General features: G+C 61.5%; 16 protein-coding genes, 1 tRNA gene and 2 pseudogenes. 10 read left to right on the forward strand and 9 right to left on the reverse strand.

The genetic code is table 11. The annotated features are described in order from the left end of the window. Positions 1-11: 11 nt before the first annotated feature. Positions 12-2,699 carry a PAS domain S-box protein gene (locus JQ621_RS17970; RefSeq protein ID WP_212235989.1) on the forward strand — a complete coding sequence of 896 codons (2,688 nt, stop codon included), beginning with the start codon at positions 12-14 and terminating at the stop codon, positions 2,697-2,699. Between the two features lie 7 nt (positions 2,700-2,706). Here JQ621_RS17970 and JQ621_RS17975 read toward each other — a convergent pair whose 3' ends face one another. Then, a complete protein-coding gene (locus JQ621_RS17975; protein WP_200473625.1) occupies positions 2,707-3,060 on the reverse strand; it encodes a GrlR family regulatory protein in 354 nt (117 codons plus the stop codon). A gap of 260 nt (positions 3,061-3,320) precedes the next feature. Between JQ621_RS17975 and JQ621_RS17980 the strand changes: the two genes are divergently transcribed. Then, on the forward strand, positions 3,321-3,818 hold the full coding sequence (locus JQ621_RS17980) for a hypothetical protein (protein WP_212235990.1): 498 nt from the start codon (positions 3,321-3,323) through the stop codon (positions 3,816-3,818). 20 nt (positions 3,819-3,838) lie between these two features. Here JQ621_RS17980 and JQ621_RS17985 read toward each other — a convergent pair whose 3' ends face one another. Further along, positions 3,839-4,225, reverse strand: coding sequence for a VOC family protein (locus JQ621_RS17985; RefSeq protein WP_212235991.1), 387 nt, complete (start codon positions 4,223-4,225; stop codon positions 3,839-3,841). A gap of 250 nt (positions 4,226-4,475) precedes the next feature. On the opposite strand from JQ621_RS17985, the gene JQ621_RS17990 reads away from it, so the two are divergent. The 4 genes from JQ621_RS17990 to JQ621_RS35470 all read left to right on the forward strand — a co-directional run bounded on the left by JQ621_RS17990 (position 4,476) and on the right by JQ621_RS35470 (position 6,240). Then, positions 4,476-4,931 carry a hypothetical protein gene (locus tag JQ621_RS17990; protein WP_409334232.1) on the forward strand — a complete coding sequence of 152 codons (456 nt, stop codon included), beginning with the start codon at positions 4,476-4,478 and terminating at the stop codon, positions 4,929-4,931. Between the two features lie 173 nt (positions 4,932-5,104). Then, the gene (locus JQ621_RS17995) at positions 5,105-5,626 is read left to right on the forward strand and encodes a hypothetical protein (RefSeq protein WP_212235993.1); all 522 of its coding nucleotides are present in this window, start codon (positions 5,105-5,107) and stop codon (positions 5,624-5,626) included. A 150-nt stretch (positions 5,627-5,776) separates the two neighbouring features. Then, positions 5,777-5,853: transfer RNA gene (locus JQ621_RS18000), tRNA-Arg, on the forward strand. 36 nt (positions 5,854-5,889) lie between these two features. Then, positions 5,890-6,240 carry a hypothetical protein gene (locus JQ621_RS35470; protein WP_249125357.1) on the forward strand — a complete coding sequence of 117 codons (351 nt, stop codon included), beginning with the start codon at positions 5,890-5,892 and terminating at the stop codon, positions 6,238-6,240. Between the two features lie 120 nt (positions 6,241-6,360). Here the strand turns inward: JQ621_RS35470 and JQ621_RS18005 are convergent. After that, positions 6,361-7,605 (reverse strand): annotated as a pseudogene (locus JQ621_RS18005) (recombinase family protein); the annotation flags it as partial. 54 nt (positions 7,606-7,659) lie between these two features. Further along, the gene (locus JQ621_RS18010) at positions 7,660-7,989 is read right to left on the reverse strand and encodes a hypothetical protein (protein ID WP_212235994.1); all 330 of its coding nucleotides are present in this window, start codon (positions 7,987-7,989) and stop codon (positions 7,660-7,662) included. Between the two features lie 869 nt (positions 7,990-8,858). Here JQ621_RS18010 and JQ621_RS18015 point away from each other — a divergent pair. Then, positions 8,859-9,647, forward strand: coding sequence for an ArdC family protein (locus JQ621_RS18015; protein WP_212235995.1), 789 nt, complete (start codon positions 8,859-8,861; stop codon positions 9,645-9,647). Here the strand turns inward: JQ621_RS18015 and JQ621_RS18020 are convergent, their stop codons facing one another. From JQ621_RS18020 to JQ621_RS18030, 3 genes are read right to left on the reverse strand one after another with little or no spacing between them, the layout of a single operon-like run. After that, positions 9,648-10,643 (reverse strand): tyrosine-type recombinase/integrase, encoded by a 996-nt coding sequence (locus JQ621_RS18020; protein WP_212235996.1) that lies wholly within the window; start codon positions 10,641-10,643, stop codon positions 9,648-9,650. It lies immediately after the preceding gene. Then, a complete protein-coding gene (locus JQ621_RS18025; RefSeq protein WP_212235997.1) occupies positions 10,640-11,602 on the reverse strand; it encodes a tyrosine-type recombinase/integrase in 963 nt (320 codons plus the stop codon). Before JQ621_RS18025 ends, JQ621_RS18020 begins: the two co-directional genes overlap by 4 nt. Then, the gene (locus JQ621_RS18030) at positions 11,599-12,849 is read right to left on the reverse strand and encodes a site-specific integrase (protein ID WP_212235998.1); all 1,251 of its coding nucleotides are present in this window, start codon (positions 12,847-12,849) and stop codon (positions 11,599-11,601) included. Before JQ621_RS18030 ends, JQ621_RS18025 begins: the two co-directional genes overlap by 4 nt. A 403-nt stretch (positions 12,850-13,252) precedes the next feature. Here JQ621_RS18030 and JQ621_RS18035 point away from each other — a divergent pair. Further along, positions 13,253-13,519 (forward strand): annotated as a pseudogene (locus JQ621_RS18035) (zincin-like metallopeptidase domain-containing protein); the annotation flags it as partial. Between the two features lie 272 nt (positions 13,520-13,791). On the opposite strand, the gene JQ621_RS18040 reads toward JQ621_RS18035, so the two are convergent. Further along, on the reverse strand, positions 13,792-14,145 hold the full coding sequence (locus JQ621_RS18040; RefSeq protein WP_212235999.1) for a hypothetical protein: 354 nt from the start codon (positions 14,143-14,145) through the stop codon (positions 13,792-13,794). A 52-nt stretch (positions 14,146-14,197) separates the two neighbouring features. Beyond that, the gene (locus JQ621_RS18045; RefSeq protein ID WP_212236000.1) at positions 14,198-14,428 is read right to left on the reverse strand and encodes a hypothetical protein; all 231 of its coding nucleotides are present in this window, start codon (positions 14,426-14,428) and stop codon (positions 14,198-14,200) included. 442 nt (positions 14,429-14,870) lie between these two features. Here JQ621_RS18045 and JQ621_RS18050 point away from each other — a divergent pair, with 442 nt between their 5' ends. Beyond that, positions 14,871-15,467, forward strand: coding sequence for a metallophosphoesterase (locus JQ621_RS18050; RefSeq protein WP_212236001.1), 597 nt, complete (start codon positions 14,871-14,873; stop codon positions 15,465-15,467). 4 nt (positions 15,468-15,471) lie between these two features. Next, the gene (locus JQ621_RS18055) at positions 15,472-16,389 is read left to right on the forward strand and encodes a metallophosphoesterase (protein ID WP_212236002.1); all 918 of its coding nucleotides are present in this window, start codon (positions 15,472-15,474) and stop codon (positions 16,387-16,389) included. The last annotated feature ends 38 nt before the right edge of the window (positions 16,390-16,427 follow it).

A 16,427-nucleotide genomic window follows, 5' to 3' on the forward strand; every position in this document is an offset into this window, starting at 1 on the left:
GTTCCGCCCCAATGTCCGTCGAAACGCCACCGAAGCCGCCGTCGAAGCGATCGTTTTCGCTGTCGATCGGCCAGACGACGTTCGGCAGCTTTATCCTGGTCCTGGCGGTGATCATCGTCACCTCGGCCGCCAGCGTGATCGCGATCCGGCATATTGATGCCACCTTCGCCGAGCTTCAGCGGTTGCAAAGCGTCGGCGATCTCGCCGAGGACATCGATCGCCGCATGAACGATCTGCGGCTTGCCGCGCGTGACTTCGTCACCGATCCCGGCGCCGGCATCCAGTTCAGGCAGGTCGGCGAGGCCGCCTCGACGCTGAGCGACATCCTCAAGAAAACCCGTATCGACCTTGCCCCCGAGCAGCAGGACATGATCGACGGCGTCTCCGAACGCCTGGCGACCTACCGCAGCGGGCTGGATAGGATCTCGACCCTGATCGATCGCCGCGCGCAGCTGCTGGCGGGCTTGCCGCCGCTTCGCGACCAGTTCGATGCGGCGGTCTCCGAAAGCGGTGACCGCGATCTCGCCGCGCGCCTGTCGGAGGCGCAGAGCCGGATCGCACTCGGGCTGCTCGCGCGCAATCCCTCCGCCGCAGAGCAGGCCGCGCAGGGCATGCGGGTGATGGAGATCGCGGATAGCAGATTGAAATCGGCCGTGAACAACTACGCCGATGCCATCATTGCGGTCGCCGTCCGCGAACGACAGATCGCCGATATCGACCGCGAGGTGTTGGGCACCGAGGGCCGGCTGATTGGCCGGGTCACAGAATTGCTTCGCGACGTCAGCGACCGCCGCGGCCACGTGCTGTCGCGCGACTTTGCCCGCACGCTTGCCGAGGCACGCTGGCAGAGCATCGTGCTCGGCAGCATGGGCGTGCTGATCGGCATCCTTGCCGCAGGATTTGTGGTGAGGCGCACGGTGCGTCCGCTGGCCCAGATCGCGCGCTCCATTCGCGCTCTTGCGGCGGGTGAGAAGAAGACCTCGATCCCGTCGGCCGATCTCAACAACGAGATCGGCGATATCGCTCGCGCCGCAGAAGTCTTCCGCCGCGCGCTGGAGGAGGCCGATACGGCGCGGGAGGCGGCGGTGCGCGCGCTCACCGAGCAGCGGTTGGCCGAAGAGAGCTATCGCAAGCTGTTCGAGGGTTCGGTCGACGGCATCTACGTGACGACGCCGGCGGGCGATCTGCTCAATGCCAATCCGGCGCTTGCGCGGATGATGGGCTATGACAACCCGCAGCATCTGATCGACAGCATCAACGACATCGCCCACACCATCTACGTCCATCCCGAGGCGCGCGAGGAATACCAGCGGCTGATGCACCGCGACGGTATTGTGCGCGAGTTCGAATACCAGGTGCGCCAGCGCAACGGCAACATCCTCTGGCTCTCGGACAGCGCCACCGGTGTGCGGGACGAGCACGGCACGATCGTCCGCTACGAGGGCACGCTGCGCGACATTACCGACCAGAAGCGGGCGGAAGACGCCATCGCCGAAGGCCGGCGCCTGCTCCAGCAGGTCATTGACACCGTGCCCGCCGTGATCAACGTGAAGGATCGCGACCTCCGTTACGTGCTGATGAACCGCTACATGGCCGGCATCTTCGGCATCGAGCCCGACGATGCGATTGGCCGCACGACAGCCGATCTGATGTCGCGCTATGGCGCGGCCAAGACCGACGAGAACGACAAGAATGTGCTGAGGCTTCGCAAGGGGCTCGGATTTTACGAGGAGGAGTACAAGGACTCCTCCGGCAACATGCGGCAATGGCTGGTCAACAAGCTGCCGCTGCTCGATGCCGAGGGCGAGATCGAGCGGATCGTCACCGTCGCGCTCGACATTGGTGAGCGCAAACGCGGCGAGCAGGAGATGCGGAAGGCCAAGGATGCCGCCGAGACCGCGCTGCGCAATCTGCGCGAGACGCAGGCCTCGCTGATCGAGGCGGAGAAGCTCGCCGCGCTCGGCCGCCTCGTCGCCGGCGTCGCGCACGAGGTCAACAATCCGGTCGGCATCAGCCTGACGGTCGCCTCGGCGCTGGAACGCAAGACGGCGATGTTCAGCGCCGAGGTCGAACGCGGCGAGCTTCGCCGCTCGACGCTCAACGACTATCTGAGCACCAGCCGCGATGCGTCCTCGCAACTCGTCTCCAACCTCAACCGCGCAGCAGAGCTGATCCAGTCGTTCAAGCAGGTCGCGGCCGATCGCAACTATTCCGACCAGCGCACCTTCGATCTCGCCGACCTCACCGAGCAGGTGGTGATGAGCCTGCGCCCGGGGCTGCGCAAGCAGAACCTGACGCTCAACGTCGAGTGCCAGCCCAATCTGACCATGAACAGCTATCCCGGTCCGTACGGCCAGGTGCTGACCAATCTGTTTCTGAATTCGGTGGCGCACGCTTTCCCGGACGGACGTCCGGGGACCATCGACATCCAGGTGCGCGAATCCGGCAAGGACAATGTCGAGGTCATCGTCTCCGACAATGGCTGCGGCATGAGCCTCGACGTACGCCGCCGCGCCTTCGATCCTTTTTTCACGACGCGGCGCGATCAGGGTGGCACCGGCCTCGGACTGCACATTGTCTACAGCATTGTCACCAACCGGCTCGGCGGGCGGCTCGACCTCGATTCCGAGCCGGGCGGCGGCACGCGCATCCAGATGATCCTGCCGCGCACAGCGCCGCTGGAGCAGGCTGCCGAATAGCTCGGTGCTAGTCGGCCTCTGCGAGTTTGTGCAGGGTCGCGCCGAAAATCAGGCTGGCCTTGCCGACCAGCGCCGTGCCGGTCATCTCCGCGCGGGTGTCCGTGTAGGTTCCACTGACGCCGATGCCGACCGGGGCGGGGCCGCCGAACAGCGGATTGTCATCCCCCCGCGGCGAGGTGTGCCGTTGCACCAGCACTTCACCCTTGAACGTGTGGTCGTCTTTCACCACGTAGCTGCCGGTGTAATAGAGGTAGGCATCGCCGCCAAGGATCTTGCCGTCGCGAAAAAGAATCACGCCGCTGCCCTTGCCAACTCGACCATCGAGCAGGCTCACGTGAATTGAATAGAGGCCGTTCTTCATAACGTCCCGTTGGCCGGCCGCCATCGCCCAATGGCGCAACCGGTGAAGCTTTTATGCCAAAGCTCAATCCCTCGCGCAACGCAGCAGTTTCGCCTGTAGCGGTGTCCCACCGGCACGCGAACCGTAATAGTCCCGGCTTGCGCGTGACGCAGACATGACGGTCTCATCATGCAGCGAGGCCAGTCGTTGCGAATCGGAGTTGGCCCGCGAAATGCATAATCATTGTTGCACTGGCCGCGGGGTGCTGGAGCAAGACAAACGTGAGCAACTGGATCGATTCCGGCGGCGATGAGCCGCGTCTGTACAGTGTGCGTCCCACGATTTACGATAAACAGCGACGGCGGTTCGGCTGTCTCCTACGGTGGCGAAGCGCGGCAGGCCTTTCTTGCGCGCTGGCGCTGTTCGCGCTCGTTGCCCCATATGGGCACGCACGCGACCGCGGTCAGTTCGTCAACACCAGTGCCGAGCTGAAGGCCTGGTTCGACGGCTTGCGCAGCGGCAAGGGGCCATGCTGCTCAGACGCCGATGGCTCAGCGATCTCGGACTCCGACTGGGAGAGCAAGGACGGGCACTATCGTGTCCGGATCCCGCGCCTCGGCTACGTCATCGATGGCAGAGAGCAGGAGCTCGTCTGGGTCGAGGTGCCGGAGGAGGCCGTGATCTCGGAGCCCAACCGGGTCGGACGTACCATGGTATGGCCGATGTACGGCTACATGGGCGTCACGATCCGCTGCTTCATGCCCGGCAGCATGACCTAGGCGGAAAGCGGCCTGCGACCTCAGGTGTATTTTTTGTCGCGCTCGAGCAGTTCGACGGAGATGCCCTCGGGGCCGCGGATGAAGCAGATGCGCACCCCGGGCCGGATCGTGGTCGGTTCGCGCGTGAACACCACGCCCTTGGCCTTGATCTCGGCCGCCACGGCGTCGATGTCCTTGACCGTGAGCCCGAAATGGTCGAGGCCTTGATGGGGATGCGGCGGCGGAGGGCTGACAGGGCTGTCGCCTTTGAGCGGCGCGATGAATATCCTCGCGCCGCCCAAATTCACATCGATGCGTCCTGGTGCGCGCACGATCTCGCCACCGAGGACGTCGCGCAGCCAGCCCGCAGTCGCTTCCGGATCAGGGCTGCGCAGATGGATGTGATCCCAGGTGACGACGACTGGCATTTCGATTCCTCCCGATGGTCCTTGCGATGTTGCAGCGCATGTTAGCGATCCCCGTCGACGATCGCTACCATTGCTCCCAGCTGAGATTTTGCGGTCGCGGGAACCTTGGTGAGGCTCGCGGATTGAAGGAAGAGCGGGTAACGCACCTATGAGATCAGGGCTACGCCGGATTGGACATGGACGTTTCGTCGGGAACGGTGAGGAACGGCAACGGGTCCAGCCGGCAGCGAGGGTTTGGCTCAAGCCAAGCGTGTTGTGGCTGCTGGCCGCGGGCACGGTCGGTGCCGCTCTCTGGTTGCTGATGCCGTCTTCCGAAGGCAACCTCGCGCAAAACCAGCCTGTGAAAGTGGCGCTGGCAAGTGTCGATCCGGCTCCCATGGTGTCAGCCTCATATTTTCCCCCGGGTGAAGCCGCCGGCCTCGACCGGATGAAGATTTCGTCACAGACTTGGCGTCGCGGCGGGCTCGGCTCGAAGGCGCTGGTGACCTTTACCGTGCGAAATGACAATGACTATGCCGTAAAAGATGTCGAGATCGTCTGCGCCTTCACGCGGCGCAACGGGAGCCACCTCACTGACCGCAGCCGGGTGATATCCGACATGGTCGGCATCAAGAGCCGCAAGACGTTTGCACGTATCCCCATCGGTTTCGTCAATGTAAACGCCGAGCAAGCGAAGTGTTCGCTGGTCACGGCGCGGCGCGCCTAAAGGGCCACACATTGCGCTAGCGGAAAAGTTACCGTTCTTGTCCCTTGCTTGCCCCTTGGCCAAAATTCTTGGCGTCGCCAGTTGAACCAAAGGCTGGGCGTAGGAACCAATTAAAGGATCGCCGGTTAAGGCGAGGTGCCCACGCGGGGATGCGGGGGGCGGAGCGCAAGTGAATGCCCATCTTTCGGTATTTCATGTTCGTCGGTGGAGCGTTGCTCGCACTGTTGTTTGCGGCGGATTTCGTCTGGCCGGCAACGCCGGTTGCGCAGACCGTTGGGGTGGCAAGCTACGACCAGCCACTGATCCGCATCCGGTCCGATCGCCATCTGCCTGATCGGATTGTGCTGGATACCAGCCAGCCGACGATTGCAGCCCCCGTGACGAAGACGGCTGCCGTCGCGGCTCCCCAGCCGGCGATGCAAGCTGACGCGCTGGCTGACATGTCTGCCAAGCCGCGGGTGCGCGAGACGTTCGCCCAGTTTACGCCGAAGGCCGACGCGGCCGCGGCCAGGAAGGCCGAAGCCAAGCCGCAGGCTCCGTCCGAGGTTGCTCAGGCTCAGCCGCAGCAGCAGGTCCAGGCTCCCGCTCAACCGAAGCGCAAGGTCGCCCGGGCGCATCCGGCACCGCAGCATGCCCAGCCGATGATGCTGGTGGCACAGCAGCCGCATTTCGGCCTGTTCAACACCACCTGGTGATAGGGCTCTTGACCCGTCTCGAAATGAGGCGGGAAGGGCTTTTTATTGTCTGGCCTCTCTGCTAATTCGACCCGATCCGAACGTCGTCAATGTGCTGGCTTGCCAGCGTACGGTCGAGGCCGTTCGGTTTGTGGCCCATACCCGGGGCAGGCGCTCGTAGCTCAGCTGGATAGAGCATCGGATTTCGATTCCGAGGGTCGGAGGTTCGAATCCTTCCGAGCGCGCCACTTGCGTACAAAACTGCGAACGCCGGGATTCGCGTTTTGGCCGCCGGCAATAGCCTGCTCCAGCGTGGCCCTGTCACCCACGATCCGAATGGCTCGGTCGTCAACCTCTACCCGCTCCACCACCGACCTGATGTAGGCCTTCCGGAAGGGGATTGGCCCCGAGGCAATATTTTCGCGCATAAGGCTGCCGAAGCGCTCAATTGCCCGGGCATCGATGGCATGGGCCCTTGGGCGCGTCTTAATGCGCTCCAGGGCATCTTTCGCCCGGTCGCGCTCGACCTTGAGGGCCGCGATACGGTCCTTCAGGATGTCATCCATCTCGGTCAGGCCGTTCTCCACCATCGCGTAGAGGCGCTTCAGCTTGTCTTCAGCGGCAGTTTGTTCTGACCGGAGGGTGGAGACACGCTGATCAACCTCGGCTGCCTGCTCCGACCTGCGCTCGGCAAGCTTGCCGAGGATGGTCTTCAGCCGCTCCGGCTGGAACAGCCGTTCGGCGAGATTCTCGACGACAATGGTGTCCAGCTTGTCCATCGGGACGGAGCGCCCTTTGCAGCCGGTCTTGCCCTGCCGTGCACAGGTTGAGCAAGTGTAATATTTGTGGACCTTTCCGGTTGACGACGTCCCCGTCCGCAGCGTCATAGCTCCGTCGCATCCAGCGCAGGTAGCGATGCCGGTTAGCAGGATGGGTCCCGTCACGACGCGGGGCGAGGTCACCCTGGGATCCCGCGTCTTGAGAGCTGCGGCCACAGTCTCGAATTCCGCGCTCGGAATAATCACCGGCACCTCGACTGTGACGTGCTCATGCGCGGGCTTCTGCTTCAGCGTCCTAGAGTCGCGCTTGTTGAAGACCCACTGGCCCATGTAGATCGGATTGGACAAGATGCCGTGGACGGTGGCCACGCCGAAACGAGCACCGCGGCGGGTGCGGTAGCCGCGCTCGTTGAGCCAGGACGTCAGCTTTTTCACGCCCAGAGGCCCCGACGTACCGTCGCCCTGCCGATAGAGGCGGAAGATCAGTTTGACCGTTTCGGCTTCGACTGCATCGATGGCCAGCTTCTTTTTGATGCGCGCGCCACGCTTTTCGACCTCGACGCTTTTGTAGCCGAGAGGGATGGGTGAGCCATTGTAGAATCCCTGGCGAGCGTTCTCAATGAGGGCTTTGCGGACGTGTTTGCCATTTTCGCGCGACTGGTATTCGTCAAAAAGTCCGATGATTTGTCGCATCATGACTTGCGCGGGATCGTCGCCCAGCTCTTGCGTAATGGAGACCAGCCGCACGCCCGCCTTGGCGAGCTTGCGGATATACATCTCCATGGTGAAACCGTCGCGAAAAAAGCGGCTGAATGCGTAAACGACGATGACATCGTAGGGATGGTCGTCATCGCATGCTCGCTCAATCATCTTCTGAAATTCCGGGCGATTGTCGTCGGTCGCCGTCGCGCCCTGCTCGACGAACTCCCCCGCCAACTCCCACCCCTTCCGCTCACAATAGGCCTGAACGGCCCGCATCTGCGACGGAATGGTTAATTCGACTTCGACCTGTCGTGAAGTTGAGGCTCTGTAATACCCACAGGCCCGCTGGGCCGCGCTTTCACCGGTGACGCTTGCGGAGGAAGTCTTGGATCGACGTACGCGGGACTTTGTCATCTTGCACCTTTTCGATAGGGGATTTTCGCAGCTGTCTGGACCAAAGAAAAGCCCCCAGATGCCTCGCATCAAACACAGACTTAACCGCTGGCAGCGTGGCAACATATTGCGGTCAAGACTGCTGCCGGCGCTCTGCTGCAAGCGCCGGCAGACATGCCGCTAAAGGAAGGTAAATTCGATCACGTCCCCTTCGGCGCTTAAGGCGATGCTGATGCAAGCCTCGCCATGCAAGTATCCCATGCACAGCAGTAAGCCACCGAATTCGGTCCAGCGAGTGATGATTCCGTTGCGCTGGATTGCGGCGGCGCGGTCTCGATCGGCGCCAACCACGAGTACACTGAACGGGTGATCAACATTTCCCCGCCATAAAATGCGATCTAGCGGCTGCGAGAAATCGATCGCAGTGCCGGTCACCAACAAGATGATCTGATTGATGAACAAGGTCTCGACAACGGGATCAAGCGACATCAAGCGCAAAAAATATTCCATAGTGACCTCCGGATGCCGCTTTCTGCTACGCGCTGAGAACATCTTGTTCTCATCTCCCACGCGCCAACGGCACGCGCAGATCATGGGCCACGAAGATGCGCTCCACTTTGGATGCCAAAAAGGAATGCAAGTCGCCGCTTCGGCTTCCAAGTGAGGGGAATTCATCATTAGGAGTTAGTACCAATCACACGACCGCTGACGAGCCGGAAAGACGCCCGAGCGGACCGGACTTCGGGTGCGTCACGGGCCATTTCTCGATCTACATTGTCGCGGCGAGCTGATCAGCGGTCACTCGCATGCAATCTTCGAAGCCGCCCCGCGTGATTACGGTGCTGTATGTTCCTGGCGCCCTATTCTTGGCGAGCAATTCAACGCGAATCAGCGATCCTCTTCTAAACCATCTAGCTCGAGCTGAGTTAGTGCCGATGCTTCCTTCTAGATGCCGGCATGAGCAAACGCGGACGCGTATGCGATAGGTCGCAACGAGGCCGCGCGGCGGCAGCACTTTTGGTGAAGCCCGCTCGCGCTCAGGAATGCAACGCCGACCCGGCATGATTGGCTAGTTCGTCAAGCGAATGGTTTCCCCACGCGTCCTTACTCGTTTGAGGACCATCGGTCTTCGGTGCTCGGCCTCTGAGGATGGACGGTATCGCCGGGAGATAAAGGGCGTAGGGCCCCGATCGCTTCCCGCAACGGCTAGTCAGGTCATTTTCCCCGCCGCCATGCGGCTCCTCGCGCAAGTCAAAATAACCCTCCGTCGCCGTCCTCCGCTGCGCTTCGTCCTCCGGTGCAGGTCGATCGCCTCCCGGCGCAAGCGCCGCCATCGAGGCCGCAATCACGCGAGCCCGACGGCAAACGGAGAGACGATCATGTCGACCAACCGGACGCACCGGCCTGAATCAACCAGTCGCGGCAGCGCTGCCTCATTCAGCGAGGAGCTTAGTACAAACCCGCACATGGACGTCTACCAGCGCGTCACCGATAAAATCATCCGCGAGCTCGAGAAAGGAACGCGCAGCTGGATCAAGCCTTGGACTTCATCTCCGGGTCAGGCTGCGCCAGGCCGACCCCTGCGCCACGATGGAATACCATATCGAGGCATCAATGTTCTTATCCTATGGTCTGAAGCAATGGAGCGCGGCTTTGCGTCCACGACTTGGATGACTTATCGTCAGGCCAAGGCGCTGGGCTCTCAAGTCCGCAAAGGGGAGCATGGCGCCACAATTGTCTACGCCAAGTCGATCGAATTGGCCGAAGACGATCCTTCAGCAAACGAAGAAACCGTCCGCCGTATCCCGCTGCTGCGTGCTTACACGGTGTTCAACGTTGAGCAAATTGAAGGCCTTCCCACTCCGACCGAGCGAGCCCAGACCATCGAGCCAATCTCCTCGAGGATCGACAGTGTCGATACCTTTATCGCCGCGACCACCGCCAAGATTGTCCACCGGGGAAATCGAGCCTGCTATCTTCCCTCGGCGGACCATATCGAAATGCCGCCCTATCGTCAGTTTATCGATACGCCAACTTCAAGCGCAGCCCAAGGTTATTATGCGACCCTGCTTCATGAACTCATCCATTATGCCGCCTTCCGGATTATGCCGCGCCGATGTGCCTTCCCGTGGACTGGTGAGCAGCATCGGCGCGGCATGTCGGCATAATCAGAGCGCCTCAAGGAAGGCGAGCAGCTTGTCGTCGGGGCGGTAACGGCCAAGCGGCGCTTTGACCGGCTGTGTTCGCGCCATTGCCTTTTCCTTCAGCTGGATGTCGGCGTGGATGTACATCTGCGTGGTCTCGACCGATTCATGGCCAAGCCAGAGCGCGATGACGGTACGGTCGACGCCGTTCTGCAGGAGCTGCATTGCCGCGCTGTGGCGAAGCACGTGCGGCGTGACGCGCTTCTTCTTGAGTGACGGGCATTTCCCGGCCGCCACGATCACGTGCGTGCGCACGATCTGCTCGACGGCGTCACGGCTCAGCCGCTGATTGCGATTGCTAACGAAGACCGGATCGGTCACCGCGCCGCTGCGCTCGGCGAGCCATTCGCGGAGCACCTTGGCGCTGTCCTTGCGGATCGGTGTTGCCCGCTCCTTGCGCCCTTTGCCCATGCACCTGACGTGCGCGCTCGTGCCGAGCACGATATCGCCGCACGACAGGCTGATCAGCTCCGAGACGCGTAATCCGGTCTGTAGCGCGAGCGCCAGCAGCGCCCGATCGCGACGGCCGTGCCACGTCGAGAGATCCGGTGCTTGGATTAAGGCCTCGATCTCGGCGCGCGTCAGATAGTCGATCGCGCGTTTCTCGTGGCGCTTAGCGGGCATGGCCAGGACGCGCTGGCAGTGGTGCAGGAGCTGCGGCTCGTTCACAGCCACATACTTGAAGAACGAACGGATCGCCGACAAACGGGTATTCCGGCTGCGAGCACTGTTGCCGCGCGCGCTCTCGATGTCAGCCAGGAACAGGCCGATCAGGTCGGCGTCGATGTCGACCACCTGCAGCTCCGTCGGCGGCCGTCGAAGCTGATCGGCCGCGTATTTGAGCAGCAGCCGGAACGTGTCACGGTAGCTCAAGACCGTGTTCGGGCTTGCCTTCAACTGAGTTCCGAGGCGCTCGGTGAAGAAGCGTTGCAGATAGGTGGGAAGCGGATGCGTCTTCATCGTGCACCGCCTTTCCTCGGAGCATTCTCGGCGAGGGAGCGCTCCGCCCGCTTCGAGGCGAGCTGCAGCAACTCCGGTACTGCCTCAATGTACCAGTACGTGTGATCTGGCTTCACATGGCCGAGATAGGTGCTGAGCCTGAACATCTCCCGATCCGGGTCGAGCCCCTTGCGGTACCAGCCCATGATGGTACGGACGGCGAACGTGTGACGCAGATCGTGGATGCGCGGTCCACGCCCGTGCTTGCAGAAGCGCTGTGCCTCGCGCAGTCCCATGTCCTGGGAGACGATCGCGAAGTTGTAGCGTGCGCTGCAGTCGGTCGGCCGCCGGCCATCGTCGTTGCAGAAGAACGCCCCCGTTCTGACCCCGAGAAGTCGAATGCATTCGGCGCGGTAGGCCGCAAGACGGTTGACAGTGCTTGGCGCGATCGGCACGAAGCGGGCCTTGCCGTTCTTGCCACGCTTCACCGTGATCACGCCGGCGTCGAGATCGACATCGTCGTCGTCGAGTTTCAAGGCTTCGTTGATGCGCAACCCGGTGACGGCGATGAGCCCGAATAGGGTCGAGAAGCTCCAGCCTCGCAGGCCATAGTGCGACCGCAGCTTGGCGGCGCGTGCAACCACTGTCGCAACCTCTTTGTCGGAGTAGATGTAGGGCCGTGGCCGTTGCCATTTGACCGGGATAAGTCCGGGCGGCGGCACCTCGGTTCGTTCGTCATGTCCTTTCAGCCATCTGGCAAAGCCACGCACCATGCCCAGCCGATGTGCCCACGTGTTGTTGTTGGCCGTGCCGAACGCGGCCTTCCAACGCAGGAACAGATCGACCGTGATGTGATCGACGGCCTCGCGATCGGCGAAGGCGGCGAACACGCGCAAGACGCGTTCTTCGAAGGTCATGTCGAAGCCAAGACTGCGCCGGACGGCGAGGTAGTCCGCGAGTTGCTGCGAGAGCGTCGTCATGCCCGACCTCCCTCGACCGGCCAGGCGCGCGCGATCGAGCGCAGCCCCTCAATATCGTGCTTGGCGTAAATGGCCGTCGATGCACGCGAGCGATGCCGCAACACGTCGCCGATCTCGTCGAGCGAGGCACCCTTGCGTAGCATGTCAGTCGCCAGGCTGTGGCGCAGCAAATGCGAGCCAATGTACTTCTGCGGCGGCCGCAGCCCGGTCTCCTTGAATGCCGCGCGCAGCACCGTATTCAGGATCTGCGCATCGAGGAACGGCCGATGCGGCACCTTGTGAGAGACGAACAAGGTGCGCGACGATCCACGCCGACCATTCCGGACGTAATCGACGATGGCCTTGCCGGCGTCCTCGGGCAGCGGCATGCGGTCGTGCCGCTTGCCCTTGCCCCGGATCAGGATCGTGCCGGCCCGCCAGTCGATATCGTCGAGTTGGATTGAGATAACCTCCGGCGCGCGCAGGCCGAGGCGAGCCAGAATCATCAACATCGCGTAGTTGCGCCGACCGATGGCGTCCGGCGCCCAGACTGCATCGATCAGCCGCTCAATCTCTTCCGGCTTCAATGATCGCGGCAGGTGCGACGCGCGTCCTGTCGCTACGCGCGGAAGGCTGCTCGCCAGATCGCGCTTCGTTTTCCCACTCCAGAACAGGAAGCGGAACAGGCTGCGCAAGTGCGTCGGCGGAGTCTTGTCCCGGTACGATATCTTCCGGCCCATGACATCGCACAGGAACTTCACGATGTCAGCCGGCGTGATGTCGTTGAGGTTGCCGAGCTTCTCGCCGAAGCGGAACGTCATGAAGCGATCGAGGAACCGCACGCAGTGGTAGATCGTCGCCTCGGTCAGCCCTCGCTGCTCGCGAAGATAGACCTCGTACTCTGCTTGCAGGCGTTCGAGCGCCGTCGGCACCTTCTTCGTCGGCTTAGGTCGCTCGGCAACACCGGCCTCGACCAAAGCATCTATGAAGCGTTCCACGCAGTATATCTTCTTATTGTATTCGTTTGGGTATTTCCCTTTGAGTGCTACAGCGCGAACCTTCGACAGCATCTGGCCGACAAGCTGGCCATGGCCGAGACCTCGGCGGGCGACCTCCTGGCAGAACAGAGCCATTGCTCCAGCGTAGGTTCGCATCGTCGCAGGCGCATAGCCTTGATCGGCGAGTTTCTGCAGGAACGGCGTGCAGTAGGGCCGCAGCCAATCTGGCGAGACGTCGGCTGCTGTAGGTTTCTTAACTGTCCAGGGCATGGTGCTTCCTTCCGTTGATTGGAAGGAGCAAAGGCCCACGACCTGGGCAGAGCACGCGAGGCGAGCCGACGTGATTCCTGTGCAAAACTCACGACCCAGCAGCTATTTCGCAGTGCCAACCAATGGTCACCGTCCCGCCCGTTTTGCTGCTGAGGACCACATACGGAAAAGCTTCACGCGTCTCCTCGTCCATCGGAAAGAAGCTCGCGTAGTTCCTGCAACGTGATGTCCTGAGGCGTGCCCAATGTTGGCGGTGGTCGTGAACAAATGATCGGGCTGAGCACAGTCCGATTATGCCGACATGCGGCGCCGATGCTGCTCACCAGTCCACGGGAAGGCACATCGGCGCGGCATAATCCGGAAGGCGGCATAATGAACGTTATGCCGATATCGGCATAACGGCCATTGGACGGCGCCGACGCATCGCTGCGACCGCAATCTAGGTAAGCGCTTTGGCGATAATGCTTATGCGCGTGAAGAGCTCGCAGAGATCGGTGCGGCGTTCCTCTGTGCCGATCTTGGCGTCGCGTTGGAACCAAGACCGGACCACGCCGCCTACCTCTCCAGTTGGTTAACCGTACTCAAATCCGACAAACGGGCGATCTTTACCGCTGCTGCACAGGCACAAGGGGCGGTCGATTGGCTTGCCGCCAAGAGCGGCTCCGGCTGAGGCGGCGACTGTCCAGCAGACGATGCTGACTGATTGTCTTCACCACACGTCCTCGCCTGTGTTATTGTTGATCAGGTTGGGCAACATTCTTCCGAGTGTTGGGGCCAGCGCTCCAGGTCTTAACTCTGTCGAGCGGACAGCCGGCGCGCACTCGCGTCGCTATACTCTGTATCGGCTGTATCAAAACCGAGGGCGCGGGCATCCCACCGTTGGAGCCGAAAAGTCATTGCAGTGAGCGCCGGCGTGAATTCCGCGCCGGCGCTCTTTACTGGTTAGACGGTCAGGACGGCCACGCGCAACGTGGGCCTGGCATCAACGTAGATCCGAAGCCGATCGATGCCATCGACGCGACCGATAAGGCTGGAAGGACGACCGTCGATGTCGATGTTGCTGAACTGAACGCGACCAGCATTCAGCTCGTCGAGGAGGGCCAGCAACGCGCTCCATTCGACGAGATCAACATAAGCGTCAATCGGGGGATACTCGCCAACGCTGATATTGACGATGCTGCGAAAACTTTGTGGGTCAGGCAGTCCCTCCTTCGTATGGCTCAGTACCAACAGGGCGATTCGCAACGCCAGCTCGTGACTGCCGGCAATCAGTTCGATCAAACTGTAAGGGCTCATTTGAAACTCCTCAGTGGGATGGGGGAAGGGTTAGGAGCGGAGGAAGGGCGGCCTATTCCGGCGGCCCCCTCGCTTGCGGCCCGCAAGCTCGACCGAGCAGGTGATCGATTTCCTGGCCGAGGTAGAGCTCGATTGCTTCGAGTTCTCGATCGTTGACCAGATCAAGGCCGATCGAGATTAGCGAAACCCGGTAGCTGCCATCGCGCTGCGCGCTCTTTTTGCTACCGTTCCTCCGCTCGTCTTCTTCAAGCCGGCGGCGGACTGCCCTTCTTCGATCCGACATGGCAACCTCCTCGATGAGGCGCCATTGGAACGCAGAAACAACGCATCCACTTTGGAAGCCAAAAAATGTCGTCGACTCGGGTCGAGGCTAAGTCGGTTTTAGTGCTGCTCCGCTCGCGTACCTCGGCGTCCTATTGGCCTTGTCGAATGTTTCATTCGCAACGCGTCGAGATCCGTTTCGCTTGCCAGTCTTGGCTGCTTGGCTGATCGCAACGATAAGATTTGAGAGAAATTCGAAACGCCTCGCCGTTCATACAACCGTGCCGTCAATGTCGACCTGCTCCTCTTCGCACCGCGTCGGCTTCTCCATCGTCGGTAGGCCGCTAAGCGGCTCGGCGTAGCGGCAATTACCGCGCGTCAACCACGTCACTCAAAAACCAATGTCGGACGAGGCTAGTAACTGATCGTCAAGCGGCGCAATGAGACATCGAGATGCAAGACCGATGTTTCAAAAGGGCGCGGGGAAAATTACTTTGACGACCTGGTTTTACGCTGATCCACATTTTTTCCACGCGTCGCCAGACAAGGCGGACGGCATCATTCGAATGTGCAACCGACCCTTTGCGACCGGTCGTGAGATGAACGAGGCGATGGCTGCGTCGTGGCGTAAACTTGTCAGGCCCGACGATGAAATCATTGTGGCCGGCGACTTCGCTCATCGAGCCGATCCGCCCGCGCTTCGCAAACTGTTCGAAAGCCTACCAGGACGCAAACATCTGGTGGTCGGGAACCACGACGATGAAGTCACAAAGGGCCTCGGATGGACATCGGTCCGTGACGTTGCATACGAGGTCATCGAAAGCACCAAGTGCGTCATCTGCCATTACCCATGGACGACCTGGCCCAGATCTCACAAGCCGACCACGTTGATGTTGTACGGGCATCACCACGGCAAGCTCCGGGGTAACCAACAGTCGGCGGACATCGGCGTCGATGTTATGGGCATCGCCCCGGTCCGGCTCTCTGCCATCAAGGCCTATCTAGCGACATTGTCGCCGCGGGTGGATCGGGAGAGCGACGATCTTGAGAATAGGGAGTGACGTCGTGGTTCGTATTAATCTGGTTTCTGACTTGCATGTTGACATCGCATACAACGACCTTGACAGCATGCCGCAGGTCGATGCGGACGTGACCGTGGTCGCCGGCGATGCCGCCGCGCCCGGCACGCTGGCTTTGCGGCGTGTCCGGGAGCTGTATCCCAATCGTGGGAGACCTCTAATCTACGTTCCCGGAAATCACGATTTCTATTCCTTTCACGACAAGTCCTGTTCGGAGCTCAAGACAACGTGGGAGCAGCAGCGGGCGCGGATGCCCGAGGTCGCGGAGGAGCTTGGAATCATTCTGCTCGATGATTCTTCCGACGAGATCGGAGGCGTCTTGTTTGTCGGCGCTACGCTCTGGACGGATTTCATGACTAGGCCGCCGTACGTTATGTTTGATGACGCGGTACGCGCGGCCACGAAACAGATGAATGATTATCGGGCAATAAAGACAGGCGCCGGCAGGTCGAGGGACCGGCTTCGCCCCGGCCAGACGATCGACGCTCACAAGGCTTCGGTCACGTTCATTGAGAGGGCTCTCGCGAAACGTCCCGCCGGCCAGGAGGCCGTTGTCGTCACGCACATGGCACCGTCGCCGCGCTCGCTGCTCCGCTGGCCAACGATCTCAGATCTGGACTGGTGCTACGCAAGCGACGTCGAACGACTTATGACAGGCGACGCCGCGCCGAATCTTTGGCTGCACGGTCATGTGCACAGCAATCACGACTACTCGGTGGGGCGGACGCGAGTCGTCAGCAACCCACGCGGCTATCCGGCTCCCCGCGGTAAGCGCGAAAATCCCGACTTCGATCCGTCCAAGGTCGTCGAGGTGAAAGGGAAACCTCCTCTCGAAATGGCGGCTTCGGAACGCCAGCAGACAATGGCAGACATTGCCGTGGCAAGTGAGCCGCTGATGGCGTAAGGCTGTCGGTGCTGCCTAATACCCAGCACAAGCTTGCT

Origin of the sequence: Bradyrhizobium manausense (assembly GCF_018129685.1) — a bacterium.
Lineage (GTDB): Bacteria > Pseudomonadota > Alphaproteobacteria > Rhizobiales > Xanthobacteraceae > Bradyrhizobium > Bradyrhizobium manausense_D.

Coding starts and splice junctions, on each gene's coding strand:
- JQ621_RS18045 (WP_212236000.1), bottom strand. CDS start 14,428: ATGTCGGATCGAAGAAGGGCAGTCCGCCGCCGGCTTGAAGAAGACGAG.
- JQ621_RS18015 (WP_212235995.1), top strand. CDS start 8,859: ATGTCGACCAACCGGACGCACCGGCCTGAATCAACCAGTCGCGGCAGC.
- JQ621_RS18050 (WP_212236001.1), top strand. CDS start 14,871: ATGTTTCAAAAGGGCGCGGGGAAAATTACTTTGACGACCTGGTTTTAC.
- JQ621_RS18030 (WP_212235998.1), bottom strand. CDS start 12,849: ATGCCCTGGACAGTTAAGAAACCTACAGCAGCCGACGTCTCGCCAGAT.
- JQ621_RS18010 (WP_212235994.1), bottom strand. CDS start 7,989: ATGGAATATTTTTTGCGCTTGATGTCGCTTGATCCCGTTGTCGAGACC.
- JQ621_RS18025 (WP_212235997.1), bottom strand. CDS start 11,602: ATGACGACGCTCTCGCAGCAACTCGCGGACTACCTCGCCGTCCGGCGC.
- JQ621_RS17985 (WP_212235991.1), bottom strand. CDS start 4,225: ATGCCAGTCGTCGTCACCTGGGATCACATCCATCTGCGCAGCCCTGAT.
- JQ621_RS18040 (WP_212235999.1), bottom strand. CDS start 14,145: ATGAGCCCTTACAGTTTGATCGAACTGATTGCCGGCAGTCACGAGCTG.
- JQ621_RS17975 (WP_200473625.1), bottom strand. CDS start 3,060: ATGAAGAACGGCCTCTATTCAATTCACGTGAGCCTGCTCGATGGTCGA.
- JQ621_RS18020 (WP_212235996.1), bottom strand. CDS start 10,643: ATGAAGACGCATCCGCTTCCCACCTATCTGCAACGCTTCTTCACCGAG.
- JQ621_RS17995 (WP_212235993.1), top strand. CDS start 5,105: ATGCCCATCTTTCGGTATTTCATGTTCGTCGGTGGAGCGTTGCTCGCA.
- JQ621_RS17970 (WP_212235989.1), top strand. CDS start 12: ATGTCCGTCGAAACGCCACCGAAGCCGCCGTCGAAGCGATCGTTTTCG.